This window comes from Sphingomonas sp. 37zxx (assembly GCF_000786205.1).
Lineage (GTDB): Bacteria > Pseudomonadota > Alphaproteobacteria > Sphingomonadales > Sphingomonadaceae > Sphingomonas.
In genome coordinates this window covers 23,689-50,384 of the sequence record NZ_JROH01000026.1, presented here as the reverse complement: position 1 = coordinate 50,384, position 26,696 = coordinate 23,689, and the positions used below count along the sequence as shown (strand labels likewise).

The window sequence follows — 26,696 nt, the reverse complement described above, 5'->3', positions numbered from 1 at the left end:
GCATCCGATATCCTTCACACAAGCCGACGCTGAAGCCGCACTGCCGTCTCCCCGGAACCGGTCATTCGTTCATTGGGGCCACAGAGAGCGGCTACCCGCCCAAAGTGCTCATCGACAAGCCCAACCCGGGCGAGATGATCGTCGTTCCATCCTGTTATACCAAGGTTCACCTATCCCCAGCCCGCCCCGCCTCCCCACCCGACCACCATAGCCTGATGGTATCTTTGGTGGTCGGGTGGGGAGGCGGGGCGGGCGGTATGCGTCGCGTTCCACGCGACTTGGTATTACGACTGCAACAACACTGCTTCGCTCGACGAGAGCTGGCTTGGGGACCTCTCGTAAGAGGCGGGCAGCGGACGATCTCGTCCGCGAGTTCATGAGCGCGATGATCGGCCACCATGCGCTCGTCACAGCGCGTGCCTAATGCTGCCTGTCGGCAACGACAAGCTGCTCCGTGTCGTGCGACGCCGGGGAACCCCACCGTCTCCGGCTCCGACGGTGATCGGTATTGATGACTGGGCATGGCGGCGCAATCAAAGATACGGCACGATCATCTGCGATCTCGAGCGGCGCCGGCCGATACGTCTGCTGCCGGACCGGGAACCAGCGACCGCCCAGGTATGGCTCGCAGCGCAGCCGCAGGTGGCGGTCATTGCCCGCGACCGGGGCGGCGCTTACCGGCCACAGTCGCGGCACGGTTCGGCGGGTGCTGCGCGGCAAGCGCAGCGCCGTGTTCAGGACCCGAGAAACCTCCCTTGAGAACTATCTGCCATGGCTGGATCTGCAGTGGGCGGCGGGTCGCAACAATGGCGCCGCACTGTGGCGTTCCTTGCAGGCACAGGGCTTCTGGGGATCACTTCGCGTCGTGACGGAGTGGGCAACACGCCGAAGGCGCGCCGATAGGGTCGATGCTGACACGCTCCACCGCGTACCCTCAGCCAGAACCATCGCGCGGTTGATGACAATCGAGCGCAATGACCTCTCCAGAGCGGAAACGCTCACCGTCGCCGCCGTCGAAACCGGTGTGCCATCGCTTGTCGAGGCCCGCCAGATCATCGACGGGTTCCATCTCATGATCCGCCGGAAAGCCGCCGCTGAACTTGATCCGTGGATAAGTCGAGCACGCGCCAGCCTGATTGCATCGTTCGCAAACGGCGTCGCCAGGGACATTGCCGCCGTTCGCGCCGCCGTCATCTCCCAATGGTCGAACGGCCAGACCAAGGGGCAAATCACCAAACTCAAGCTGGTCAAACGTCAGATGTACGGTCGCGGAAAACTTGACCTTCTTGAGGCCCGGCTGATCGGCGCGACATGACCGCCGATCATCAAAACTGCGTCAGAACCAATATTGCAGGTGGCTTCACATCCGAAAAGCTCGAGATCGTCGGGACCGTCGAACCGTCGCATCTAGCCGAGGACAGATCATCCAAGCGCCTTGCGCAGTGCGGCGAACAGGGAATCGTTGAAAGCCACCGTAGCGGCGGCTTCGGGACGGAAGATATCGAAGCCGTGGTATGCGCCCTCGGTAAGGTGGAACTCGCATGCCACCCCCGCCTCTCTCAACCGCTCGGCATAAGCGCGGTCTTCCGCGCAGAACAGATCGAGTGTGCCGACGCCGATCCATGCCGGCGGCAGGCCGCTCAGATCCGCGCGCGCGGCCGGTACGGCATAAGCTGGGTAACTGCCAAGGGTCGGGTCGCCGCCGAGATAGCTTTGCCAGCCATAGCGGTTGTTCGCCGACGTCCAGATGAAATCCCCTGTTCCCGCATCGTCCTGCCGCGCGACCGTCATCGCATCGAGCATCGGATACACCAGCAACTGGAGCACCGGCGCGATCGGCCCCTGGTCCACCGCCCGCTGCACAAGTGCGGCGGCAAGCCCGCCGCCTGCGCTCTGCCCCCCGATGACGACACGGGCCGGATCGATGCGCAGGTCGTCGGCATGTTCCACGACCCATTCGAGTGCGGCGTGGCAATCGTCGAGTGGGGCTGGGAACGGATGATCGGGGGCGAGCCTGTAGTCGACGCTCGCCACCACGATGTCGAGGCGGTCCAGCAGCCCGGCGATGAATGCCATGTCCTGTTCGGGTTTGCCGACGACATAGCCACCGCCGTGAATCCAGAACAGAACAGGGCGGACGCCAGACGATTCTTCACGCTCGAAGACCAGCAGCCCTGTGGTCGGCGCGCCCTCGCCACGTCGCACAGGATGCGTCGCCATGCGCACCCCGGCGGGTATCGCTGCGTTCGTGCTTTTCAGCAGCCACTGCAAAAGGGGCCGGGTAAAGCCGTTGATGGTGGACGGCGCGAGCAGCAGGGGACCGCGCAATTCCGGCGCGACCTTTGCCATGCTCCGCACCCGGCGCGCTGCGACGACCGCCGCAATCGCCCCAACGCCGACCGCCAGCAACCAGCGTGCGGACCAGTTGCGCGGGTGGGTGTCGGCACCTGGTTCGCGTTTTGTGGGCGTCGGCATCGATGGTCTCCTTGTCGTATACTGAAGGCGCAGTGGGCCTTGTGGTGTCTGGCGGATGCGCGCTGCTGCTCGATGGCCCGCTGCTGCCGTTGCCCTCGATCGACCTGCTGCAGAGGTACGCAGATCGCAAAGCTCGATCAGCGCATAATGCTTCAGTCGCACGGTTAGATCATTCCGCGCCGCAAATGCTACCGTTTCGTATTTTTCCGATGGTACGCTGCCGGGTCAACCGGCCTGGCCATCGGAGGACCTGCCAAGGGCCGTACACACTGCGATCGCGTCCATGCCGGTCGTCGAATGCCGTGATCCGCAGATCGAACTGGCAGAATCGCGCGGGCCTGAGGTGCGGGTGCCCATCATGGGCGTCGGTGCCAACCACATAGGCCTTGCGCCGAAACCAGCGGACGCTTCCCACCCTACGTCCTTGGGAACGGATCCCGGCGCGGTAAACCGGGGCGGCAGCGCCGCAACGACACCGCTGCACCGCTGTCCTGCCAACTCCAGCCGCTTCTCTTCTGGCATCCCACGATCCGGGTCATGCCGGGTGGCGGCGCCACTGCCGAAAACCGTGCCGCGACTGTCGTGCCGTTATCGACCGCTTGTTCGACCTTGAATATGGTACTCAAAGTACCATATTGGAATCGGGGCAGGGGGGCCTTAGATTTCAAGGAGAAGAATGATGACCGGCGACTTGACGACGCGCATGCAAACGCTTGAGGCGGGCAGCGATCCGGCCACCGCGCTTGCATTCTACGACTCGCTTCCCGCCGCCACGCTCGATCAGATGATCGGTTCTTGGCACGGCGCCGGCCTGCCGACCGGCCATGTTTTTGACGGGCTGCTCGAAAAGTTCGGCTGGCACGGCAAACGCTTCGACGGTGCCGAAGACGCGCACCCGTTGGTGTTCGCCGACGCTGATGAAAAGCTGTTCTCGATCGATCCGTCGCGAGTCCCGATGGGCATGTTGATCGATCATATCGAACTGGCGCGCAGCAGTGCCGCATCGGGCCTGTTCCGGATGTCGGCGAAAATACTGGCGACCCAAAAGCCCCAGGCGCGGCTGCGGATGACCGAATATCGCGGCGTGGTTACCGCGACGATGATCTATGACGCGCTGCCGATCAACGACGTCTTCCGTGCCGTCGGCCCCGACATCCTGGTGGGTGCCATGGACATGCGCGGGTTCGAGCGGCCCTTCATGTTCACGCTCCGGCGCGAAGCCCCGGTTGCCGCGTAACCCCCTCCCAATCGATCAGAAATTAAACATGTCACAGCAAGAATTCGCCATCGTCACCGGCGCCGGATCGGGCATAGGCCGCGAACTGACCCGCCTGTTTCTGCAGGACGGCGCAACCGTGCTGGCGGTCAGCTTGGTGGCCGAGGAACTGACGGCGTTGGAAGCCGAGATGGCCGGGACCGGCGGGACGCTGATCACGCGCACCCAGGATCTTTCCGAACTGGATGCCGCAGAGACGCTGCTCGCGCATTGCGATGCACAGGGTTGGACGGTCGATACGCTGGTCAACAATGCCGGCTTTGCCACGTTCGGCGATGTCGTCGATACCGATCTCGCCCGTATCCAGACGATGCTGCAATTGAACGTGCTGACCGTCGCCAAGCTGTCGGCGGTGTTCGGCGCGCGGATGAAGGCGCGCGGGGCGGGCAATATCCTCAATGTCGGCTCGACCGCGGGCATGGTGCCCTCGCCCCGGTTCGCGGCGTATGGCGCATCCAAGGCATTTGTGAACGCCTTCAGCTATGCCTTTCGCGAGGAATTGCGCCCGCATGGCGTGAACGTGACCTGCCTAACCCCCGGCCCGGTCCAGACCAAATTCGCCAGCACCGCCGAAGTTGACACGTTCGAGGGCAAATCGATGATTAAACAATGGTTCGCCACCGGGCATGTCGCCACCGCCGCCGACGTTGCGCGCGAGGGATATGACGGGATGCGCGGCGGCAAGGCGCAGGTTCTGGCGGGTACGGGTTCGGGCCTTGCCGCGCTGGTCATGCACCTGCTTCCGGCCAGCTTGATCCCACGCCTGGTGAAGAACGCCTGATATGAAGATGATCCGGCGCCTGTTCCTGGGGCTGCTCTGCCTGATCGCTCTCGGTGCGGTGCTGGGCTTCGGCTATTTCTACTGGCAGGGGAGCAAGGTCCCGGACACCACCGGTGACTATGTGGCGTTGGGCAGTTCCTTCGCCGCCGGTATCGGGCTGGGAGCGCAGGCCGGCGGCAGCCCCGTTCAGTGTTTGCGGAGCAAGGGCGGCTATCCTTCGCTGGTCGCCCGGCAGACCGGATTGAAGCTTGTCGACATGAGTTGCTCGGGGTCGACCTCGCAGCACATCCTGGACGGGGGGCAGATGATGCTCGGCCCGCAATTGGCGGCGGTGGGTCCGGCGGCTCGACTGGTGACGCTTACCACGGGCGGGAACGACCTCGGCTATATCGGCGATCTGGTGGCGTCGTCGGGCGGTCTGGGGGTATTCGGCCGCCTGTCCCCGCGCAAGATCGAGCCCGCTGCGGACCGGCCCTATCCGGCGGTGGCCCGCAACATCGGCACCATCATCGCCCGCATCCGCGAACGGGCGCCACGGGCGGTCATCGTGGTCGTCAACTATCCCCGGGTGCTGCCGGTACGCGGCAGTTGTGCCGCCTTGGGCATCAGCCAAGCGCAAGCCGACATCAGCCGGGAAGTCGCGCGTCGGCTGGCCGTGATGACGAAGCAGGCAGCGCTTCGGGCCGGTGCGCACTATGTCGATATGGATGCGGCGAGTGCCGGGCATGACGCCTGTTCGGCCGTCCCCTGGGTGCGTGGGGCAGAGGGGAAATGGGGCTCGGCCTTCCATCCCAACGCCGCGGGCGCAGCCGCCTCGGCGCAAAGGGTCATGGCGGCCGCCTCGGCAAACATGTAGTAACGGTCAGCCGCTATGGGTTTACATGTCCGCGCTTTGCCCCGCGAAAGAAATCCGTTTCCGCCGCCGGACATTGTTTCCCTCCTCGCGCGGCGCTAAGGTTTCGATAATGGAAGTCACCCAGCGCGCCGACGCCAGGCGCAACCGCGCGCGTATCCTGGCGGCGGCGGACATCGCGTTTCAATCGGGCAGCGCCGCAACGCTGGAGCATGTCATTCGCGAAGCGCAGATTGGGCGCATGACGTTCTTTCGTCATTTCCCCGATCGCGACAGCTTGCTGGCGGCGTTGCTCGAACAGGCCATGGACGAACTACAGGCGCAGGCGGATCAGGTGCGCGGCGATGCCGAGGGTTTTTCGCGCATGATCGGCTTCATGGTCGATCGCATGACCTTGCGGATCGGGCTGGTCGATTATTGGGTGTTCGCCGATCCGCAGCATCCGGCGATCCGCACGGCGATGGCCCGGCTCGGCCCGATCTTCGCCGATGCGATTCACGCGGCGCGCGCCGCAGGGCGCTGTCGTGCCGATCTGACGCCCGAGGATGTAGCCCTGTTTGGCAGGATGCTGGGCGCGGTAGCGCATGGCTTTCGCCCTGAGGATCGGGGAAAGGCCCTTGGCAGGGCCGCGCTGATCCTTACCGAGGGGCTGATGGCCCGGCCCTTGCAGCCTTGATCGGCCAGGCTTTGCGACCAAGCGGCACACAGCGCAGAGCGCGCTCGGCGGCGTTGTTGCTGAGGCAGACCCGGCCATCATCAAGGAACCGGGTGCTCGCGATAGACGATGCCGATCAGCGCCATCGGCTTGCGCCGCAGCGAATGGATCACATGCCGATAATCGACCACGTGACCGTGCTTGCCGGCCCTGGACGATCGTCCGCGCACGAGCGTCGTCAGCTTGGTGGCACCAAGGAAAACATCGAGCCGATCATCGTGTAGCCGAACACGTAGACGGTGCCCGATCAGCCGCGAGGGCACGGTGTAGAACACCTTGCGCAACGTGAAGCCGCTGCTCGAGGTGACCGTGACGATCACTTCTTCGTAATCGCTGGTCCGCCGATCCGGCAGCTGTTGGAGGTGGGCGCGCTCGGTATCGATGCGTGCCGCTGCCCGGCGGTTCTTGGCCGTGATCACCTCGTCGATGAACCGCCGATAGGTGGCCAGATCGTCGAACGCGGCGCTGCCGCGCATCAGCAGCGCATCGCGTACGGTCTTCTTCAGATGACCGTGCGCGCTCTCGATCGACCCGTTCTCATGCGCAACGCCGCGGTTGTTGCGGCTCGGCGTCATCCCGTAATGCTCGCACAACGCATCATAGCGACGGGTCATACCAAGGTTCATTGACATGAACCTTGGTATGACCCGTCGTAGCGCGATACTCGAAATTACCAATCCGGGTTGCCGCGTTGCGTCGGATCTCGCGAACGCCACATCCCTGGACCAGTAGCAACGCGATTTCTTCGCGTTCCGTCAGGAACAAATATCTACCCGACAGGGGCTTCGCCGAAAGCCTGAACTCCGCTGGTGGCATGCCGCCGGCCTCCCGAAACCAACGGCTGCCGACCGGTTGTGACGCTCCAGCCTTCACCGCTGCCGCCTCGCTGTTCATCCCGGTAGCAACATAGCTCCAGAACATTGCACGCTGCTGCCGGTTGGCAACTGGTGGCCTTCCCGGCGACCGCAATTGTGATCGGGTGCACCGGTTCGAACGTCGCTTCTTGATATCCATCGCCCGCCTCCGCTTTGAAGCGTTGCGACCACCGGTTGAATCCGCCCAATATGCTAGTGGTCCGATTCTGACATTTGCTACCCCCTTCGGCTCAGTCAGGAGCAAATGTCAGAATCTCCAGGACCACTAGCAATAATGTGATTCTAGTGGATTTTATGATTTTGACATTCGCAGCGAGAGCGTGCCGCAGGCGGGATGCGAATGTCAAAATCAATCCACTAGCAACGATTACCGGAAGCTCATCGCTGCGTTCAAGATAACCAGTTCGATGAGCCGCAAAGGCGATTGCTGGGACAACGCCGTGACCGAGACGCTGCTCGGCTCGCTAAAGGTCGAGCGGCTCCATGGCATGCGCTTCGACACGCGGCGCCCGGCCAAGGACGAGGTGATGGACTGGATCGCCTTCTACAACCATCGGCGGCTTCATTCGACGCTGGAGTATTCCAGTCCGATGGCCTTCGAAAAGAAATGGCTTGCCCGGCATATTGGCTTGGCAGCATAGTCTCCACGTCAAGGGAGACGTGCGGCGGGGGCAAGGTCAGTCGGACGATGGGGCCGCTTACCGGGCAATTGCACGAGCGGCACGATGCGGGCGATTTCGAGACACGGACGGCGGATAAGCTGGGATGATCGGCTCCCCTCCCTGGAGGGGAGAAGGCGCGGGAAGCGGGGAGAAGGTCTTGCCACCCTCCCCCGCCGCGCGGCATGAGGCGGGCATGGCCACCGACCCCGCATTGCCGCAAACCGACGAGGAAGCTGTCGCCGAACTCGCGCGCCTTTCCGCCGAACTCGCGCACCATAACCGCGCCTATCACACCGATGACGCGCCCGAGATCAGCGACGCCGCCTATGACGCGCTGGTCCGCCGCAATCTAGCCGTCGAAGCGGCGTTTCCGCACTTGGTGCGCGGCGATTCGCCCTCGGCACAGGTTGGCGCGGCACCTGCGACGCATCTGGCCAAGGTGGCGCATGCGCGGCCGATGCTCAGCCTCGACAACGCCTTTTCGGACGAGGAAGTCGCCGAATTCGTCCAGCGCATCCGCCGCTTCCTGAGCCTGGCTAAAGACGAGCCAATTTCACTGACTGCAGAGCCCAAAATCGATGGGCTATCTTGCTCGCTACGCTTTGAGAAAGGCTTGCTGGTCCGTGCTCTTACACGAGGTGACGGCACCACCGGTGAAGACGTAACTGAAAACGTACGGCACGTTGCCGGGATTCCTCGCCATCTCACGATAACACCGAACCTAACGCCTCCCGATATATTTGAGGTTAGGGGCGAAGTGTTTATGAAGAAGTCCGACTTTGCCGATTTGAATCGAGAATTGGCTGCGAATGGCACGCGCGTTGGTCGTGCAAAGCAGTTCGCAAACCCTCGAAACGCGGCAGCAGGATCTCTTCGTCAAAAAGATTCGTCGGTGACGGCATCTCGATCACTAAGTTTCTTGGCACATGGCGTCGGTGAGGCATCGTATGTGCCAGCAGACACGCAATTTGAGTTGATGCAGGCGGTAGAGGTTTTAGGACTACAAGTGTCCAATCTAATGGCTCGGCTCAACTCTCTTAATGACGTGCTAGATCACTATCGCGCGATCGAGGCCGAACGCGCCGACCTGCCCTTCGACATCGACGGCGTGGTGTACAAGATCGACCGGCTCGACTGGCAGGCGCGATTGGGCTTTGTCGGGCGCGCGCCGCGCTGGGCGCTGGCGCATAAATTCCCCGCCGAGCGCGCGCAGACCACCCTCAATGCCATCGACATTCAGGTCGGTCGGACGGGCAAGCTCACACCCGTCGCGCGGCTCGAGCCGGTCACCGTCGGCGGCGTCGTCGTCACCAACGCCACCCTGCACAATGCCGACGAAATCGCGCGGCTGGGGGTGCGCCCCGGCGACCGCGTGGTGATCCAGCGCGCGGGCGACGTGATCCCGCAGATCGTGGAAAATCTATCGCGCGACGATACCCGCGCGCCCTGGGGCTTCCCCACTCATTGCCCCGAATGTGGTTCGGACGCGGTGCGCGAGGAGGGTGAGGTCGACATCCGCTGTTCGGGCGGGCTGGTGTGCCCGGCGCAGCGCACCGAACGGCTGAAACATTTCGCCAGCCGCGGCGCGCTCGATATCGAAGGGCTGGGCGCCCAGCAGATCGAGGATTTCGTGACCGACGGGCTGCTCCATACTCCCGCCGACATTTTTCGCCTGACGCAGGCGCAATTGCTGCCGCGCAAGAAGGACGGCAAGGTGTGGGCGGCGAACCTGCTGCGCGCGATCGAGGCCAAGCGCGCGCCCGATCCGGTGCGCTTCCTGTTCGGCCTGGGCATCCGCCATGTCGGCAGCATCACCGCGCGCGAATTGCTGAAAGCATTCGGGACGGTGCAAGCGATCGCCGAAGTCGCCACCCGCGCGCATGACGACGAAGCGGCGCGTGCGGAAATCGAAGCGGTCGAGGGGATCGGCCCGATCGTGACCCAGGCGCTGATCGCCTTCTTCGCCGAGCCGCATAATCGCGAAGCGTGGGACGATCTGCTCAGCGAAGTCGCCCCCGAACCCTTCGTCCAGGTCCAGCGCACGTCGCAAGTCAGCGGCAAGACCGTGGTGTTCACCGGCACGCTCGAAACCCTGTCGCGCGACGAGGCCAAGGCGCAGGCCGAAGCATTGGGCGCGCGCGTGTCGGGATCGGTATCGGCCAAAACCGACCTGCTGGTGGCGGGTACAGCGGCGGGATCGAAGCGCAAAAAGGCAGAGGAAGCCGGGGTGCGCGTGGTCGACGAAGCAGGCTGGCTGGCGATCGTCGCGGCGGCGGGGTGAGGCTGGCAACAAAAAAGGGGGGCAAGGCCGAAGCCTGCCCCCCTTTCATGCGTGGATGAAGCAGCTCACCCTTGGCAAGGATCAGAAGCGGATGCGACCGCCGATACGCAGCGCCCATAGCGACGGTGCCAGATTGACGACCTGCTGCGGTGCCTGGAAACCGCCCGACTGGCGGTTGGCATAGACATATTGGCTGCAAGGCGCGTTGGCGCAGGTTACGTTCACCAATGTGCCATAATATGGGAAAGCTACCTGACGGAGCGAGCCCCATTCCTTGTTGATGAAGTTCAGCACGTTCTCCATGTCGGCGAACAGCTCGAACTTACCACCCAGCGGCAACGGCAATTCCTGACGCACCGACAGGTCGACCTTGTTGAACCGCGCCGACTGGCCCAAATTCTTGGGTGCGATCTTGCCCTGATATTCCGCCAGTTCGCTGTTCTGGATGAACTGCTGGAAACCGGCAAAGTCGAAGCCGGGAGCATAGATCACATTGGCATCCGCCGACGCCGAATCGACGTTCGGGACGTACATCAGGTAACGGTTGTTGGTACCCGTCGTACCAAACACGCTCGAACGCGCAGAACCCGATGCCTGATCGGCAAAGGTGTAGCTGAAGCGTTGGCCGGACTGGCTGTTGAAGAATATCTCGACCCGCGTGTTATTGTCGCCGAAGATCGAAGCGTCATAGCTGGCCCACAAGCGATAGGCATTGTCCCGCTGATAGTTCGCAGTGCCATAAGCGGCATTGTTCGGATCGAGCGCCGCCGAATTGTTATAGTTCGATCCCGCGACCGACGAGGTGCCGGAGTTGACGTCCTTCACCCGCTGGAAGGTATAGGCACCACCAACGCGGAAGCCGTTCGTCCAACGCTTGTCGAAACGACCGACGATGTTCCAGCCATATCCCTGATCGGTGTTGGTCAACAGCATGTCGGTGTTCACGCCGGCCGCCGTATTGATCGGCGCATAGCGCGGACGACCATCGGGCAACGTGCCCACAGGCACCGAGCGCAAATCGGTCCAGGTCAGCGCGTCCTTCACCCGCGACCAGACCACGTCGGCACCAACGTTCCAACCGTCGCCCAACGGGCCAAGGTTGGCTTCGTAATCGACCGAGCCGGAGATACGCCATTGCGACGGCGCGCGGAAGTTCGGGTCGAGCGCGTTGGTGGGCGAATTCTCTGCGCCAAGGCCCTGGATGCGAGTGATCAGTTCAGCAGGAATGCCCGTGCCGCCCGAAACATTGTTCAGCGTCGCCGCGCCCAGCGCCTGGACATCGGCCGCCGAAAGTCCGCCAATACCCGAGACGGTGAAGGTGCCATCGGCAGCGCGGCGTACCTGCACGCGACCCAATGTCGGCCCAGGGTTCGAGAAGTTGTTCGAGATCCAAACGTTGGGGCTACCGCCGCCATACAGCCCGCCAGCAACACGCGCAGTCAAGCGGGTGGTTGGCTTCCAGTTCACGCCGATGCGTGGCTGGATCAAGTCACGGCCATTTAATGTCGCGGTGTTCGGGAAGCCAAGCCGGGTCAAAAACGCCTGGTTGAAAAACGGACGATCCGGCGAGTCAAACAGGTCGTAGCGGAAGCCATAGGTGGCCACCAACGTATCGCTGATGTCCCAGGTGTCCTGGATACCGAATGTCCAGCTGTTGTTTTCAAATGCTGCAGTTACGGTGTCGATACCCCCCAGCAACGGGGCAGCGAAATCGACCTCGTTGGCGCGACGGGCCTGGAGATCGGCGACCGAGTCAAAATACCAGGCGCCCGACACGCGCTGTGCAAACAGGTTAGTAACGTCCTGCAGGCGACGTTCGGCGATGAACTTCACCGAGTGATTGTTCATCTGCAGGGTTGCCTGCGCCTCGATGCTGTACGACGTGGAGAACAGTTCGTTTGCCTGGCGGCTGATGTCGGGGCCGAACTGGATGCGGCGAACCCCTGTGGGGCACACCAGCGGGGCCGGCGCCGACGCCGCGTCCAGGCAGACTTGGAACTGCCCGAAGCTGCGGTCGCCAAATGGCACCTGCAGGCGGGTGTAATCGGCGTAGGTGGCGCGCAACTGCGTCGAAAAGCTGTCGGTCCACTGATTGTTCAACTGAAGCGCGCCGAAATGGTTGATGGCACCCTGGTTGTAATTGTTCGATTGCAGGCTGAGCGTCGGGTTGGTGGCGTTGATCTGCCCCGCGCCGGTCTGGCCGGCCAGAACATTGCCTTCGTTATAAATATACGTTGCCGCCAGCCGGTGGCCGTCCGCGATGTTGAAATCGAGCTTGGCGACGACCTTGTCGTCATTCTCGGCCACATCGGTTGCAACCCCGAGCGCATCGAAGCTGTAGACCGAGTCTGCGATTTGCTGGATTTGGGTGATCTGGCCGTCGGTCACGCCCAATACGGCCGGGTTGATGTCTGCCGGCACACGGTCGCGCAGACGCTCCCACGTCACCGCAAAGAACAGGCGGTCACGAATGATCGGGCCGGTCGCTTGCAAGGTGAAGATTTTGGACGTGAATTCACCGTCACGGCGGACGCCGCCACGGGTTTCGACACCGCGCAAGCTGTCGGCAGCATAATAATAGCCGGCGAGCGCGGTGAAGTCATTTCCGCCCGACTTCAACTGCGCGTTGATTGCGCCGCCCTGGAAAAACCCCTGCTGAATATCAACCGGTGCCACCTCGACCGAAAACTCGCCAATGGCGTCGAGCGGGACCGGGCCGCGCGTCGAAACCAGGCCGCCGGCCTCCAGGCCGAAAGGGTCGCCAAACGCGATGCCGTCGACGGTGAAGCGGTTGAAGCGGTTATTCTGCCCGGCGATCGAAATCGCGCCGCCATTGGTGGGATCAAGGCTGACCAGCGGATCGCGGGCGGCGAGGTTGCGGATGTCACGGTTCACTGCGGCGATGCCGGCAATGTCACGCTCGCTCAATACCGTCGCGGCACCACCGCCCAGCGTTACCGCACTGCGAACCCGCGTGCCGGTTACGGTGATAGTGTCCCCGGCACCGGCCAGCACGATCTCTGCGCGCTGCGGTGCGCCTGCCTGCAAGCCTTGCAGCGTTTGGCTAACGGGATCAAATCCCTCGGCAGTGACTGTCAGCTCATAAGGACCGCCAAGCCGAAGGCCCGATGCACTGAATCCGCCCGACGCATCACTGGTTACCGTTGCACGGGTGCCCGACGGTGCATGAACGAGTTCGACTTCGGCATTAGGGACCGCACTGCCATCGGCGGTGACGACCGAACCGCGAACGGTGCCGGTGGTTTCCTGTGCGTATACGGCGACCGGCGCAACCAAAGCCGCAAGCGCGACCCCAACGTATAAATGCTTCATGTTCATTCCCCCAAATGCCGAAAAATGTGCCGAACGCGCGATGCCGAACGGTGTTGATCTCAAAACGGCAGTGCCGCGTGTCCGCAGGCGATGAGAAAGCCCTTGGTCGAGAGCTGTGACACTTTGTTTACATCGGGACAGGGCGGGGGCCGCAGCGGCCAAAGATAAAACCAGTGTTGCACTGCGGCAACACCGTTCGGCCCTGGCTATTTTGCACCCCGCCAAACCTGAGTATGACGCAATCATGGCCAGACCCGCAATCCTTTCGCGTCCGTTTTTCGAGGACAAGAGCCGCGCCTTCTGGATGCTCCAGGCGGCGGGGTGGTCGGGCTATCTGATCCTGCGGATGGTGTCGGGGGTGTCGAACGACCCGACGCTGGAAAAAGTCATCCCGATCATCATCGACGCGATCGTCGGCTATTGCCTGACCCTGCTGCTGTCGACGCTGTACGGCTATTATCGGCAATTGCCGCGGATCGCGGGCATTTTGGCGGTGATGGTCACGCTGATCGTCGCCACCATCATCTATGCGGTGCTCGACGGTTTCATTTTCTCCTCGATCATCCCCAGCGACCGGACGGTGAATATATCCCGCGTGCTGGGCTACAGCTTCCTCCCCTTCACCGTGCTGGCGGGGTGGACCGCGCTGTATTTCGGCATCAACTGGTATCTGATCGTCGAGGAGCAGATGGACCAGATGCAGGCGCTGGCGACGCAGGCATCGTCGGCGCAACTGGCGATGCTGCGTTATCAGCTCAACCCGCATTTCCTGTTCAACACGCTCAATTCGATCTCCACCCTGGTGCTGCTGAAACAGACCGAGCGCGCCAATGTGATGCTCAGCCGGCTATCGTCGTTCCTGCGCTATACGCTGGCCAACGAACCCACCGCGCACGTCACGCTGGCGCAGGAGGTAGAGACGCTGAAGCTGTATCTGGAGATCGAGAAGATGCGGTTCGAGCAGCGGCTGCAAACCTCATTCGACATCGACGCGCGGGTCGAACATGCGCGCCTGCCCTCGCTGCTGCTGCAACCGCTGGTTGAAAACGCGATCAAATATGCGGTCACGCCGATGGAGGAGGGGGCGCAGATCGCAGTTTCCGCACGGCTCGCCGGGGATCGGGTGCAGATAGCCGTGACAGATACCGGGCCGGGGTTGATGCAGCGCAAATCTCGGCCAAGCCTTTCAACCGGCGTGGGACTGACCAACATTCGCGAGCGGCTGGCGCAATCCTTCGGGACCGACCATCGCTTCGAAACGGGTGCAAACCCGGGGGGCGGCTTTCGCGTCGAGATTGAAATACCGTTCCAGGTCGAGGAACCCAACCGCGAGGCAGCATGACCATCCGTACCATTCTCGTCGACGATGAACCGCTGGCGATCCAGGGGCTGGAATTACGGCTACAACCCTATGAGGACGTCGAGATCATCGACAAGTGCATGAACGGGCGCGAGGCGATCCGCGCGATCAAGACGCACAAGCCCGACCTGGTCTTTCTCGACATCCAGATGCCGGGCTTTGACGGGTTTTCGGTGGTGCAGGGGCTGATGGAGGTCGAGCCGCCGCTGTTCGTGTTCGTCACCGCCTATTCGGACCATGCGATCCGCGCGTTCGAGGCGCAGGCGATGGATTATCTGATGAAGCCGGTCGAGGAATCGCGGCTGGCCGACACGCTCGATCGCGTTCGCCAGCGGCTGGCCGAAAAGCGCGGCGCGGTCGAGGTCGACCGACTGATGGAAGTGCTCGCCGAAGTCGCGCCCGATGCGGTCGATACAATGGCGGGTGACGCCGGCGGCGACCAGCATGCGGCCAATCGCTTCGAAAAGCTCATCAACATCAAGGATCGCGGCCAGATCTTCCGCGTCGATGTCGACACGATCGAGCGGATCGACGCCGCGGGCGATTACATGTGCATCTATACCGGCGACAACACGCTGATCCTGCGCGAGACGATGAAGGATCTGGAAAAGCGGCTCGATCCGCGCCGGTTCCAGCGGGTGCATCGTTCGACGATCGTCAACCTCGACCTGGTCAAGCAGGTGAAGCCACATACCAATGGCGAATGTTTCCTGGTGCTCAATTCGGGCGCACAGGTGAAGGTGTCCCGCAGCTATCGCGACGTGGTGGCGCGTTTCGTCCACTGAGGCTTAGCGCGACGCTCGCAGCCCCTTACCCCGGACTTCTGCCGGGATAAGGGGCTGTGCGGTTAATCCTCGGCGTCGTTCGACCCGATCGCTTCATCTTCGCCGCCGGGTACCGGCGTCTGGAAATAAGCCTCGACTTCGCCGGTCAGCTTGATGGTCAGCGGGTTGCCCTTGCGGTCGACCTTCTTGCCAAGCGCCACGCGGATCCAGCCTTCGGACATCGAATATTCCTCGACGTCGTTGCGTTCGGCACCTTTGAAGCGGATGCCGATGCCGCGCTCGAGCGTCGGCTGGTCGAAATGGGGGCTGGTCGGGTTGATCGAAAGGCGATCGGGAGGGGTGTCGGTCATGCGGCGGGCATAGCCGCGCGCCGCGCCGAACGAAAGAGGGCGATGCCATCGGCCCTGCCGCCCCCCGTTCGATCAGCCGCGTTCAGCAATAGCGGACTCGGAAGCTGCGGCCGCTGTAAGGATCGAACTGCCGACCGATGCAGTTGCGGCGATAGGCGCGGCGCGGATTATAAGCGTAACGCGGCGCGTAGGCGTAGCGCGGGCCATAGAAATTACCCCGATGGCGCGGGCCGTAATAGCGCCGGTCATAGCCGCGCCAATTGCGCCGATTGTCGCCGGCGATCGCCGCCCCGATCGCCAAGCCGGCGACGCCGCCGATGATCGCGGCGGTGGCGACATCGCCGCCGCGCGGGCGATCGTCATAATAACGCTGCGCCTGGGCGGGGGCGGCGGCGGCGAGCGTGGTGGCGCCCGCGACCAGGCCGATGGTTGCCCTGGTGATGATGTGCATCGTCGTTGACCTCCTCGTTGCTCGGCGCTGGGGAGCGCGTAGATGGACTTGGGGTACGCGCGGATACTTGCCGATGGGTCGCAAACTATGCCAGCGCGGCTGAACTCGCGCAGAACCGTGTGTTCAGCGGGCGTTTAGATAGATGAACGGAGAAAGCGGCGTGGCGTTATGGCTGATGAAGTCCGAACCCGATGTGTTCGGATGGGACGATCTGGTGAAGGACGGCAGCACCGAATGGGACGGCGTGCGCAACCACACCGCCGCACGCAACCTGCGCGACATGAAGGTCGGCGACCGCGCGTTTTTCTATCACAGCAATATCGGGCTGCAGATCGTCGGCATCATGGAAGTTGCGCGCGAGGCGCAGAAGGACGGCGACGAGGGCAATTGGGTGTCGGTACAGATGAAGCCGATCGAGCCGCTGCCGCATCCGGTGACGCTCAAGGCGGTGAAAGCCGAGCCGCGCCTCGCCGCGATGGAACTGGTCAAATATTCGCGGCTGTCGGTGGGCAAGGTCAGCCCTGAGGAATGGGATGTCGTGCGGGAGATGGCGAAGGGCTAGCGCCCCCATCCCTGTCCGTTCAGGCTGGCGAGCGAAGGCTTAGCCACCAACGAAAAGGCCGGCCCCTATCGGGACCGGCCTTTCGCATTTCGCTAGCCTGAGAGCCTCACGCGGCCTTTGAACGGCTCGCGCGCTTGCGCTCATTGGGGTCGAGGTGGCGCTTGCGCAGCCGGATCGACTTGGGCGTGACTTCGACCAGCTCGTCATCGTCGATATAGGCGATCGCCTGCTCGAGCGTCAGCCGCTTGGGCGGGGTCAGCCGGATCGCGTCGTCCTTGCCGGTCGAACGGAAGTTCGTCAGCGCCTTCGACTTCATCGGATTGACTTCAAGATCGTCGGGCTTGGCATTCTCGCCGATGATCATGCCTTCATACAGCGGCTCGCCCGGCGAGACCATCAGGATGCCGCGCTCTTCGAGCGGCCCCAAAGCATAGGCAACCGCCTCACCCGCGCCGTTCGAGATCAGCACGCCGTTCTTGCGGCCTTCGATCTTGCCCTTGTGCGGGCCATATTTCTCGAACAGCCGGTTCATGATCCCGGTGCCGCGCGTGTCCGACAGGAATTCGCCATGATAGCCGATCATCCCGCGGCTGGGGGCCGAGAAGGTGATGCGGGTCTTGCCGCCGCCCGAGGGGCGCATGTCGGTCATCTCGGCCTTGCGGATCGCCATCTTCTCGACGACCGTGCCCGAATATTCATCGTCGACGTCGATGATGACAGTCTCATACGGCTCTTCAAGGCCGGCGTCGCCGTCCTGGAACAGCACGCGCGGGCGGCTGATGCTCAGCTCGAAACCCTCGCGGCGCATCGTTTCGATCAACACGCCAAGCTGAAGCTCGCCGCGGCCGGCGACTTCGAAGCTGTCCTTGTCCTCGGCTTCGGTCACCTTGATCGCGACGTTCGATTCGCCTTCGCGAAGCAGACGGTCGCGGATCATGCGCGACGTCACCTTGGTGCCCTCACGGCCCGCCATCGGCGAATCGTTGACCGCAAAGCGCATCGATAGCGTCGGCGGATCGATCGGCTGCGCGTGCAGCGGCTCGCTGACCGACGGGTCGCAGATCGTGTTCGACACCGTCGTCGTAGTCAGGCCAGCGATCGAGATGATGTCGCCTGCATTGGCCTCGTCGACCGGCACGCGCTCAAGCCCGCGGAACGACATGATCTTCGACGCACGCCCGGTCTCGACGACATTGCCTTCGTTATCGAGCGAGTGGATCGCCATGTTGGTCTTGATCGAGCCCGAAAAGACCAGGCCGGTGAGGATGCGGCCAAGGAAATTGTCGCGATCGAGCAAGGTTACCAGGAACTTGAACGGGCCATCGGGATCGGCCGAGGGCGGCGGCACATGATCGACGATCTTCTGGAACAGTGGCGTCAGCGTGCCTTCGCGCGATAGCGGATCCTCACCGGCATAGCCGTTGCGGCCCGAGGCATAGAGCACCGGGAAATCGAGCTGTTCGTCGCTCGCTTCGAGGCTGACAAACAGGTCGAACACCTCGTCCAGCACTTCCTGGATGCGCTCGTCGGCGCGATCGACCTTATTGACCACGACGATCGGCTTGAGGCCCAGTGCCAGCGCCTTGCCGGTCACGAACTTCGTCTGCGGCATCGCGCCCTCGGACGAATCGACCAGCAGGATGACGCCGTCGACCATCGACAGAATTCGCTCGACCTCACCGCCGAAATCGGCGTGGCCCGGGGTATCGACGATGTTGATCCGCGTGCCTTCCCACTCGACCGAGGTGCACTTGGCGAGAATGGTGATCCCGCGCTCCTTTTCGAGGTCGTTCGAATCCATCGCGCGCTCCTCGACGCGCTGATTGTCTCGAAACGTGCCCGACTGGCGGAAGAGTTGATCGACTAGCGTGGTTTTGCCGTGATCGACGTGGGCGATGATCGCCACGTTGCGCAGGTTCATGTGATTTCCCGAAAACTGTTGGCGCAAGGTGCGCTTGGCGCGCGCTTAGCGTATTTGGTGCGTTGCGGGAACCCCCAAGGCTGTCGATCCGCTCGAAGCACAAAGGCGCGCGCGGGAATATGCAGTGTGTCATTGCAGTGACACACTTGAACCGATCGGCGATCCCGGCCATCTTCGTCACCAACACGCTGGAGGGACTATGGCGACCGAAACCGCGACTGCCGAACCGATGTTGACGCTGACTCCCCCCGAGCCGGTGCCGGTGGTGACCGCTGCCAAGGCCGCCGGGCTGGTGCCGGTCGACGATGCCAAAAAGTCCGAGCTGGAAGCGCGGGTCGACGGGTTTATCGACGATCTGATCGCACAGGACGTCAATTCGCCCGAATTCGGCAAGCGCGTCGATGCGATCGGCGCGATGGGCAATCGCGAGATTCGCGAGGCGGCGGGCCAGTCGAACCGCTTCCTAGATCGCCCGGTGCGCGCGATGGACCAGGAAAGCGGCGTCGGGGCCGATCTGGCGCAGCTTCGCCGGCTGATCGAGGATCTTGACCCCGGCAAGCAGGGCAATCTCACCGCGCCCAAAAAGCTGTTCGGCATCCTGCCCTTTGGCAACAAGATGCGCGATTATTTCGACAGCTATAAAAGCTCGCAAACGCATATCTCGTCGATCCTGAAGTCGCTCGCCTCGGGCAAGGACGAGCTGCTGATGGACAATGCCGCGATCGACACCGAGCGCGCCAATCTGTGGAGCGCGATGGGGCGGCTCGAACAGATGATCCATTTGTCGAAGGTGATGGACGCCAAGCTCGAGGCCAAGGCCGCCGAACTCGACCACAGCGATCCCGCCAAGGCCAAGGCGTTGCGCGAAAGCGCGCTGTTCTATGCGCGCCAGCGGACGCAGGATTTGCTGACGCAGATGGCGGTGAGCGTGCAGGGCTATCTGGCGCTCGATCTGGTGAAGAAGAACAATGTCGAGCTGGTAAAGGGCGTCGATCGCGCCAGCACCACCACCGTCTCGGCGCTGCGCACCGCGGTGACCGTTGCGCAGGCGCTGACCAACCAGAAACTGGTGCTCGACCAGATCACCGCGCTCAACACCACCACCGCCAACATCATCGATTCGACCGGCACGCTGCTCAAGTCGCAGACCGCGACGATCCACGAACAGGCGGCATCGTCGACGATTCCGGTCGAAACGCTCCAGCGCGCGTTCCAGAATATCTATGATACGATGGATGCAATCGATAGTTTCAAGCTCAAGGCACTGGGCAGCATGAAGACCACCGTCGACACGCTGTCGACCGAGGTCGAGCGTTCGCGCGGCTATATCGCGCGGGCCGAGGGTGCGGCGCAGAATGCGGGTGCGGCCGACAGTGCGTTCAAGCTGGAGTCGATGTGATGGCACCGCGACAGCAGAGGCGGTCATGACCGACGTCGATCGCCAGATCGCGCGCGCGTCGGAGGCGCTCGACCGGTCGCGCGAACGCTATGGCCAGGTCCGCAAGCGCGGCAAGCGCAATCGCGAAGCCGCGATGCTCAAGCGCGTCGGGCGGATCGCCGCCGCCGATGCCACGATCATCGTCGGCGCGCTGGTGCTCAGCGCGTTCGTGCCGCTGGGAGTGCTCGGCGCGCTGGCGGTGATGGCGCTGCTGATCGCCGCCACCTGGCTGCTGGCAATCTATCCGGGCGATGCGCCGCCGACCCCGCAGCGTCTGGCCGAAACCCCGCTCAAGGCGCTGCCGCTCCAGACCGAGCAATGGCTGGAAACCCAGCGGCGGATGCTGCCCGCGCCGGCGCAGACGCTGGTTGATTCGATCGGGGTGAAGCTCGAAACACTGAGCCCGCAATTGGTGAGCCTCGACGAGCGCGAACCCGCCGCCGCCGAAGTCCGCAAGCTGGTGGCCGAACAATTGCCCGAATTGCTCAATGGCTATGCAAGGGTACCCGAACCGCTTCGCCGCACCGAGCGCAACGGCATGACCCCCGACCAGCAATTGCTGAGCGGCCTGCGCGTGATCGACGACGAAATCGCGCAGATGACCACCCAATTGGCGCAAGGCGATCTCGACCTGCTGGCAACGCGCGGCCGCTATCTGCAAATCCGCTATCAGGGCGACGGCGAGGTTTGAGATGCGCTTTGCCCTCTCCCGCCTGCGGGAGAGGCAGCGGGGCTTGGGGTCGCACTTGCGGCCCCTAGTCGCAGCGGTGAGGGTCTTGTTTTCAGGCGCACCGGCAGAAGGCAGAAGGCCCTCACCCAACCCTCTCCCGCTTGCGGGAGAGGGCTAAGACCCTGACCGCTCGCGCAGCCTTGCCACCGCCGCCGCATGGATTGCAGGCGCGGTCGTCAGCACGCCGAAGGCGCGCGCGCGCGGGGTGTTGAACGACAATGGCGCGCCGTTGGCGTCGGTTACCGCCGCCCCCGATTCGCGCGCCAGCAGCACTGCTGCTGCAATGTCCCATTCATTACCCCAGCGCAGCGTCGCCAGCAGATCGGCCTGCCCCGCCGCCACCATCGCCATTCGCAGCGCGATCGAATTGGGCTTTGCCACCGTCACGAAATCGCGGTCGGCCTTGGGCAGCACATCGGCGGGCACGCGCGCGCCGGTGAGCGTTGCGTGATCACTGGCCGTCAGGCGTAGATCGCCCTGATATGCCCCCTGCCCCGCCACTGCCCGCCAGTGTTCGCCGCGCGCCGGTGCTGCAAGCACGCCGACCACCGGCTGCCCATCCTCGACCAGCGCCACCGACACGCACCAGCCGGGTCGCCCGCGCAGATAATCGCGGGTGCCGTCGATCGGATCGACCACCCATAAGCGGCGGCGATCGAGCCGGTCGGCATTGTCGGCGGTCTCCTCCGACAGCCAGCCGGCATCGGGCAGCAACGCCATCAGCCGCTCGCGCAGCAGCGTGTTCACCGCCAGGTCAAGCTCACACACAATCTCGCCGGGGCATTTTTCCCATTGCGCCATCGGCGTGCCGAATCGCGCCATCGCCAGCGCGCCGGCCTCGGCAGTGATCGCGCCGATCCGCTGGGCCAGCGCATCAATCACCAGCGACGGTCATCCCATCAATGCGCAGCGTCGGCACGTTGATGCCATAGCGGAACACCAGGTCGCTTGCCGGAGTCAGCGCGGCGAACATGTCCTTCAGATTGCCCGCGATGGTGATTTCGGCGACCGGACGGGTAATCTCGCCATCCTCGATCAGGAAACCCGCCGCGCCGCGACTATAATCGCCGGTGACGCCATTGACCCCCTGGCCGATCAGTTCGGTGACATACAGCCCGCGCTTCACATCGCCGAGCAGCGTTTCGCGCGGAAGCTTGCCCGCCGCCATATACAGGTTGCTGGTCGAAACCCCGCCGCCGCGCGAGGCATGCGCGGTCGGCTCCATGCCCAGTTGGCGCGCCGATGCGCTGTCGAGCAGCCAGGTTTCCAGCATCCCGTCCTCGACCAGGATCGTCGGCGATACCGGCAGCCCTTCGCCATCGAACGGGCGCGAGCGCAGTCCGCGCGGGCGGTGCGGATCGTCATGGATCGACACGCCGGGGGCAAAGACGCGCTTGCCCAGCATGTCCTTGAGGAAGCTGGTACCGCGGGTGATCGTGCTGCCCGCAATCGCCGCGACGAAATGGCCAAGCAGCCCCGATCCGATCCGTGGATCGAACAGGATCGGCAGCGGCCCGCTGGGCAATTTGATCGGGTTCAGCCGCGCCACCGCCTGCTGGCCCGCGCGAAGCCCAACCGAGCCGGGCGATTCGAGCGCCGCCTGATACCGCTGCGAATCATAGGCATAGTCGCGCTGCATCGCGCTGCCTTCGCCCGCGATCACGCTGGCCGACACGCCATAATTGGTGGTGCGATAGGCCGAGGCGAAGCCGTGGCTGGTGGCAAGCGCGGTCACCGCCTCGCGCGCCGAAGCGCTGCCGCCTTCGCTGTTGGTGACGCCGGCGACTGCGCGCGCGGCGTCTTCGGCGGCCTGCGCGCGTGCCTTCAGCGCCTGCGGGTCCGACGCGCCGCCGTCCCACAGGTCGAGATCGGGGGCGTTGCCGCGCAGCAGCCGGTCTTGCGGGGCAAGCCCTGCCCAAGGGTCTTCGGGGGCAAGCCGCGCCATCGCCACCGCGCGCTTGGCAAGCGCGGCGATCTCGTCGGGGTTGAAGCGCGACGACGATACGCTCGCCGATCGCTTGCCGACAAAGACGCGCAGCGACAGCCCCTCGTCCTCCGAACGATCGACATCCTCGACCGCGCCCAGGCGGATCGACACCGCCGTCGATGAATCGGCGGCGACGGTGGCGTCGGCGGCATCGGCTCCGGCGGCGCGGGCACGATCAACGGCATGGCACGCGGCATCGCGCGCTTGTTCGGGGGTCAGCATTGAAAGCACTTAGGAACGCGAAGCGGCAACGTCAAAGATTGCTGGCCGCGCCAAGCGTCGCACAGGCAAGGAACATGACAAAGCCGGCGAAGCGGTTCGAGCGGAACCGCGCCAGCGCATTCCCGCCGTCGGCGGGCTTTAGCGTCGCCACTTGCCAGCCCAGATGCAGCGCCACCGGGATCAGCAATGCCAGCGCCAGCGGGTCCGAAAATATCTGCCAGAATGCCGCACCCCACAGCCCGATCGCGGCGGCGTAAAAGGCGGCGACGCCGGGCTTCACCCGCGCCCCCAGCGCCCGCGCCGACGATCGCACCCCCACCAGCGCGTCGTCCTCGACATCCTGCAGTGCATAGATCGTGTCATAGCCGATCACCCACGCGATGCTGCCAGCATAGAGCAACAGCATCGGCGCGAGTCGGCTAGTATCGATCTCGACCCAGCCCACCAGCGCCGCCCAGGAAAAGACCATGCCCAGCCACGCCTGCGGCCACCAGGTGATCCGCTTCATGAAGGGGTAGGCGGCGACCAGCGCCAGGCTGGCGACCGCGACCAGTTGCGCCTGCCAGCGCAATTGCAGCAGCACCACCAGCCCGATCGCGCATAGCAGCAGCAGCCAGCCCCAGGCAGCCTTGAGCGACACCGCGCCCGAGGGCAAAGGGCGGCTGCGCGTGCGTTCGACCTGCGCGTCGAGGTCGCGATCGACGATGTCGTTATATACACAGCCAGCGCCGCGCATCGCGATGCTGCCCAGCAGGAACCAGCCGATCAGATCCCAGCGCGCGATCGCGCTGCCGACCAAGGCGATCGCCCAGGCACCCGGCCAGAACAGCAGCCACCAGCCGATCGGCCGATCAAACCGCGCCAGCATTGCAAAGGGGCGCATGGCAGCGGGCAGCAGGCCGATCAGCCCGCGATGTTCGGTGTCTGGAACGATCTGCATGGTCATGCGCGCCTATTGCCCGGTTTGGCGGGAGCAGGCCACACCTGTCCCTGCCCCAGCCTTCGCACTAAGCAGCACCAGCGGGCAAAGCGGGGTTCAGCCATTGACGGAACCGCGCGCCGCATCCACCCGTTCGAGCCGCTTACCCCCTGCCGACCTTATCGAAGGAACCACCGTATGCTCGGTCGCTTGAGCACGATTGCCGCGCTGATCCTGGCCGCCACGCCCGCCGCGGCACAGACCGCGCCCGATTGGTCGGGCGTGTGGCGCAATGCCACCAACAGCGTCCATATCCGCGCGCAGCGATGCGGGCGCGCGATGTGCGGCACGGTGATCTGGGCGAATGCAAAGGCGAAGGCCGATGTCGCGCGCGCCAGCGACGATCCGCTGGTGGGCACGCAATTATTCCGCAATTTCGAATATCGTGAAGGCACCTGGTATGGCGAAGTGTTCGTCCCCGATCTTGGCCGCGCGTTCGAAGGCACGGTTGAACTCGCCGATCGAAACACGCTGGTCGGCACTGGATGCCTGTTCGGCAATTTCGGCTGCCGCGCACAACGCTGGATACGGGTGAAATAGCACCCCGGTGAAATGCGGTCGATTTGCAGCGGCGGGCCGGCTCCACTAGCAGGGGCCGATGCCCGCAACCCCCGCATGGCCGCCCGACTCCACCCCGCGCCTGTTCACGCAGCAGCCGCTCGCGCTTGGCGCACATCTGCGGATCGACGGCGCGCAGGCGCATTATCTGGTCGGGGTGATGCGGCTCAAGCCCGATGATCCAGTGCTGCTGTTCGACGACCGTAGCGGCGAATGGATCGGCCTGGCGCGCGACGTTCGCAAGCGCGACCTGACGATCGAAATCACCCAGCATCTGCGCCCGCGTGAGCCGGTGCCCGATCTGTGGCTGTGCGTCGCGCCGATCAAAAAGGGGCGGATCGACTGGGTCGCCGAAAAGGCGTGCGAGCTGGGCGCGGCGCGGATGGTGCCGGTGTTGACCAGCCGGACGATCGTCGACCGGCTGAACCTCGATCGGCTGCGCGCGCATATGATCGAAGCCGCCGAGCAATGCGGTCGCACCGCCCTGCCCGAACTGGTGGAACCTGTGAAGCTGGCGGCACTGCTCGCCGACTGGCCGGGCGAGCGTGCCTTGTTCTTTGCCGACGAGACCGGCGGCGCGCCGGCGGCGGCGGCGATGCGCGCCCATGCCGGCCCGGCGGCGATCCTGATCGGCCCCGAAGGCGGCTTCACCCCGCAAGAGCGCGAGGCGATCCGCGCGCTACCGCAAGCGATCGGCATCACACTCGGCCCGCGAATCCTGCGCGCCGAAACCGCAGCGGCCGCCGCGCTGGCGGTGTGGATGGCGGCGGCGGGGGACTGGTAATACCAAGTCGCGTGGAACGCGACGCATACCGCCCGCCCCGCCTCCCCACCCGACCACCAAAGATACCATCAGGCTATGGTGGTCGGGTGGGGAGGCGGGGCGGGCTGGGGATAGGTTCATGTCAATGAACCTTGGTATCAGCCTAGCCCGCCAAGCCGTGCCCACACAAAAAGGGCGACGCTCCGGTTGGAACGCCGCCCCTTTAGCAATCTAGCGATCGGGGTAATTATGCCGCCGACTTGGCCTTTTCGGCTGCGATCGCAACGCGGTTCGACAGCGGCTGCGCGGCATCGCCGGCCAGCTTCATCATATGCTCGGTGGTCTTCGATGCTTCGGCGACATAGGCGTCGAATGCGGCGCGCATGTAATCGCCCTGCAGCTTGAACAGCTCGGTCGGCGACTTGACCGACGCCATGCTCTTCAGCGCGGCGGTGGCCTGCTCGAACGACTTGCGGCCGAACTCGGCTGCTTCCTGCGTCATCGCTTCCATGCCCTTGGCGGCAATGCGGCCCGATTCGGCGACTGCTTCGAGATTGCCCTTGGTCATCTCGCTCATTTCTTCGACCATCTTTGCGTTCTTTTCCATCATGCCCTTGGTACGATCGCTCATCTCGCTCAGCATTGCCTGGGCTTGCTCGGCGGTCTTTTCAGCGGCGTTCTTCATTTCGGTCTGCATGGTTCGGGTATCCTTCTCGACGGTGCGCGCCGCAGCCTGGACGACCTTGGCGGTTTGGGTAGCGACGCTCTTTGCGGAATTTGCGACCTTGGCGGTCGTCTCGGTTACCGGAGCGGCAAGCGCCTTGGCTGCCGCCTGGGTTTCGGCCACGATCGCAGGCTTTGGAGCGGGCGTAGTGGCGGGATTGGTTGCCGGTTTGTCGGCGACGACCGGCGCTGGCTCCGGAGCGGCTTGTGCCGGTGCGGGAGCCGCAGGCTCTATCGGTGCGGCAACGGGGGCCGGCGCAACCGATGCAGCCTTGGCCGATGGCGGGTTGACGATTGCCGGCGTGACCGCTGGCTTGGATGCAGCAACGGCGACCGGGGTCGAGGCGATCGATCGCTGGATCGCCTCGATTGCAGCAGCAGGGGCAGCGGGCTTTTCTGCGGCGGGTGCCGCCAGCTTCACAGGCGAAGCGGTAACAGGCTTGGCGGCGGCTGGTTTTGCAACCGCTGCTTTGGCCGCTACCGGCTTGATCGCCGATGCGCCTGCCTTGTTCGCCTTGCCCGACGTCGTTCCGGTGGGCTGACCTTTGTTGGCCATACTGCCTCCTACACAATAATGCTGGAATTCATGTACCCCAAAGCTAGCCGCGGAGCAACA

At 63.9% G+C, this 26,696-nt stretch carries 21 protein-coding genes and 5 pseudogenes; 14 read left to right on the top strand and 12 right to left on the bottom strand.

Translation table 11 applies throughout. The features are described 5' to 3' along the window. Positions 1-402 precede the first annotated feature (402 nt). Positions 403-1,315: pseudogene (locus QU44_RS17810) on the top strand (ISL3 family transposase); the annotation flags it as partial. A 107-nt stretch (positions 1,316-1,422) separates the two neighbouring features. Here the strand turns inward: QU44_RS17810 and QU44_RS11410 are convergent. Continuing rightward, positions 1,423-2,475, bottom strand: coding sequence for an alpha/beta hydrolase (locus tag QU44_RS11410; RefSeq protein ID WP_081988000.1), 1,053 nt, complete (start codon positions 2,473-2,475; stop codon positions 1,423-1,425). A 679-nt stretch (positions 2,476-3,154) separates the two neighbouring features. On the opposite strand from QU44_RS11410, the gene QU44_RS11405 reads away from it, so the two are divergent. The 4 genes from QU44_RS11405 to QU44_RS11390 all read left to right on the top strand — a co-directional run bounded on the left by QU44_RS11405 (position 3,155) and on the right by QU44_RS11390 (position 6,061). Beyond that, positions 3,155-3,712: a DUF4334 domain-containing protein gene (locus QU44_RS11405; protein ID WP_033922315.1), complete on the top strand. Its 558-nt coding sequence runs from the start codon at positions 3,155-3,157 to the stop codon at positions 3,710-3,712. A 28-nt stretch (positions 3,713-3,740) separates the two neighbouring features. After that, positions 3,741-4,532 carry an SDR family NAD(P)-dependent oxidoreductase gene (locus tag QU44_RS11400; protein WP_033922292.1) on the top strand — a complete coding sequence of 264 codons (792 nt, stop codon included), beginning with the start codon at positions 3,741-3,743 and terminating at the stop codon, positions 4,530-4,532. A 1-nt stretch (position 4,533) separates the two neighbouring features. Further along, entirely contained in the window at positions 4,534-5,388 is an 855-nt protein-coding gene (locus QU44_RS11395; RefSeq protein ID WP_052134722.1) for an SGNH/GDSL hydrolase family protein, read from the top strand. Between the two features lie 109 nt (positions 5,389-5,497). Next, positions 5,498-6,061 (top strand): TetR/AcrR family transcriptional regulator, encoded by a 564-nt coding sequence (locus QU44_RS11390; RefSeq protein WP_033922291.1) that lies wholly within the window; start codon positions 5,498-5,500, stop codon positions 6,059-6,061. A gap of 4 nt (positions 6,062-6,065) precedes the next feature. Here the strand turns inward: QU44_RS11390 and QU44_RS17805 are convergent. From QU44_RS17805 to QU44_RS18245, 3 pseudogenes are all read right to left on the bottom strand, one after another. Next, a pseudogene (locus tag QU44_RS17805) lies at positions 6,066-6,155 on the bottom strand (IS66 family transposase); the annotation flags it as partial. After that, a pseudogene (locus QU44_RS11385) lies at positions 6,145-6,714 on the bottom strand (IS21 family transposase); the annotation flags it as partial. The pseudogenes QU44_RS11385 and QU44_RS17805, both read right to left, overlap by 11 nt. 34 nt (positions 6,715-6,748) lie before the next feature. Then, positions 6,749-7,114: pseudogene (locus QU44_RS18245) on the bottom strand (helix-turn-helix domain-containing protein); the annotation flags it as partial. A 259-nt stretch (positions 7,115-7,373) separates the two neighbouring features. On the opposite strand from QU44_RS18245, the pseudogene QU44_RS11380 reads away from it, so the two are divergent. Further along, positions 7,374-7,616: pseudogene (locus tag QU44_RS11380) on the top strand (IS3 family transposase); the annotation flags it as partial. 214 nt (positions 7,617-7,830) lie between these two features. Further along, positions 7,831-9,918, top strand: coding sequence for an NAD-dependent DNA ligase LigA (gene ligA / locus QU44_RS11375; RefSeq protein ID WP_033922290.1), 2,088 nt, complete (start codon positions 7,831-7,833; stop codon positions 9,916-9,918). Positions 9,919-9,999: 81 nt separating this feature from the next. On the opposite strand, the gene QU44_RS11370 is transcribed toward ligA, so the two are convergent. After that, positions 10,000-13,251, bottom strand: a complete 3,252-nt coding sequence (locus tag QU44_RS11370) for a TonB-dependent receptor (protein WP_033922309.1) — start codon at positions 13,249-13,251, stop codon at positions 10,000-10,002. A gap of 244 nt (positions 13,252-13,495) precedes the next feature. Here QU44_RS11370 and QU44_RS11365 point away from each other — a divergent pair, with 244 nt between their 5' ends. Both QU44_RS11365 and QU44_RS11360 read left to right on the top strand, forming a co-directional pair. Beyond that, positions 13,496-14,593, top strand: a complete 1,098-nt coding sequence (locus QU44_RS11365) for a sensor histidine kinase (protein WP_033922289.1) — start codon at positions 13,496-13,498, stop codon at positions 14,591-14,593. After that, the gene (locus QU44_RS11360) at positions 14,590-15,396 is read left to right on the top strand and encodes a LytR/AlgR family response regulator transcription factor (protein WP_033922288.1); all 807 of its coding nucleotides are present in this window, start codon (positions 14,590-14,592) and stop codon (positions 15,394-15,396) included. The genes QU44_RS11365 and QU44_RS11360 overlap by 4 nt, the downstream gene beginning before the upstream one ends. 62 nt (positions 15,397-15,458) lie before the next feature. On the opposite strand, the gene QU44_RS11355 is transcribed toward QU44_RS11360, so the two are convergent. Both QU44_RS11355 and QU44_RS11350 read right to left on the bottom strand, forming a co-directional pair. After that, a complete protein-coding gene (locus QU44_RS11355) occupies positions 15,459-15,746 on the bottom strand; it encodes a DUF3297 family protein (RefSeq protein WP_033922287.1) in 288 nt (95 codons plus the stop codon). An 82-nt stretch (positions 15,747-15,828) separates the two neighbouring features. Continuing rightward, the gene (locus tag QU44_RS11350) at positions 15,829-16,197 is read right to left on the bottom strand and encodes a hypothetical protein (protein WP_033922286.1); all 369 of its coding nucleotides are present in this window, start codon (positions 16,195-16,197) and stop codon (positions 15,829-15,831) included. A 142-nt stretch (positions 16,198-16,339) separates the two neighbouring features. Here QU44_RS11350 and QU44_RS11345 point away from each other — a divergent pair, with 142 nt between their 5' ends. Further along, positions 16,340-16,759: an EVE domain-containing protein gene (locus tag QU44_RS11345; protein WP_033922285.1), complete on the top strand. Its 420-nt coding sequence runs from the start codon at positions 16,340-16,342 to the stop codon at positions 16,757-16,759. A gap of 106 nt (positions 16,760-16,865) precedes the next feature. Here the strand turns inward: QU44_RS11345 and typA are convergent, their stop codons facing one another. Then, positions 16,866-18,680, bottom strand: a complete 1,815-nt coding sequence (gene typA, locus QU44_RS11340; protein WP_033922284.1) for a translational GTPase TypA — start codon at positions 18,678-18,680, stop codon at positions 16,866-16,868. Between the two features lie 199 nt (positions 18,681-18,879). On the opposite strand from typA, the gene QU44_RS11335 reads away from it, so the two are divergent. Next, the gene (locus tag QU44_RS11335) at positions 18,880-20,079 is read left to right on the top strand and encodes a toxic anion resistance protein (protein ID WP_033922283.1); all 1,200 of its coding nucleotides are present in this window, start codon (positions 18,880-18,882) and stop codon (positions 20,077-20,079) included. A 25-nt stretch (positions 20,080-20,104) separates the two neighbouring features. Next, positions 20,105-20,809: a hypothetical protein gene (locus QU44_RS11330; protein WP_033922282.1), complete on the top strand. Its 705-nt coding sequence runs from the start codon at positions 20,105-20,107 to the stop codon at positions 20,807-20,809. 153 nt (positions 20,810-20,962) lie between these two features. Here QU44_RS11330 and QU44_RS11325 read toward each other — a convergent pair whose 3' ends face one another. Genes QU44_RS11325 through ubiA form a run of 3 tightly spaced genes read right to left on the bottom strand, consistent with a single transcriptional unit; the run spans position 20,963 to position 24,003 of the window. After that, entirely contained in the window at positions 20,963-21,733 is a 771-nt protein-coding gene (locus QU44_RS11325; protein WP_033922281.1) for a 3'(2'),5'-bisphosphate nucleotidase CysQ, read from the bottom strand. After that, positions 21,723-23,057 carry a TldD/PmbA family protein gene (locus tag QU44_RS11320; RefSeq protein WP_033922279.1) on the bottom strand — a complete coding sequence of 445 codons (1,335 nt, stop codon included), beginning with the start codon at positions 23,055-23,057 and terminating at the stop codon, positions 21,723-21,725. Before QU44_RS11320 ends, QU44_RS11325 begins: the two co-directional genes overlap by 11 nt. A 31-nt stretch (positions 23,058-23,088) precedes the next feature. Then, positions 23,089-24,003: a 4-hydroxybenzoate octaprenyltransferase gene (gene ubiA / locus QU44_RS11315; protein WP_033922278.1), complete on the bottom strand. Its 915-nt coding sequence runs from the start codon at positions 24,001-24,003 to the stop codon at positions 23,089-23,091. A gap of 171 nt (positions 24,004-24,174) precedes the next feature. On the opposite strand from ubiA, the gene QU44_RS11310 reads away from it, so the two are divergent. Together QU44_RS11310 and QU44_RS11305 are read left to right on the top strand one after the other, a co-directional pair. Beyond that, on the top strand, positions 24,175-24,576 hold the full coding sequence (locus QU44_RS11310) for a DUF2147 domain-containing protein (protein WP_052134718.1): 402 nt from the start codon (positions 24,175-24,177) through the stop codon (positions 24,574-24,576). A 58-nt stretch (positions 24,577-24,634) separates the two neighbouring features. After that, positions 24,635-25,378, top strand: coding sequence for a 16S rRNA (uracil(1498)-N(3))-methyltransferase (locus QU44_RS11305; protein WP_033922277.1), 744 nt, complete (start codon positions 24,635-24,637; stop codon positions 25,376-25,378). Between the two features lie 226 nt (positions 25,379-25,604). On the opposite strand, the gene QU44_RS11300 is transcribed toward QU44_RS11305, so the two are convergent. Continuing rightward, on the bottom strand, positions 25,605-26,636 hold the full coding sequence (locus QU44_RS11300) for a phasin family protein (RefSeq protein WP_231621719.1): 1,032 nt from the start codon (positions 26,634-26,636) through the stop codon (positions 25,605-25,607). Positions 26,637-26,696: the final 60 nt, after the last annotated feature.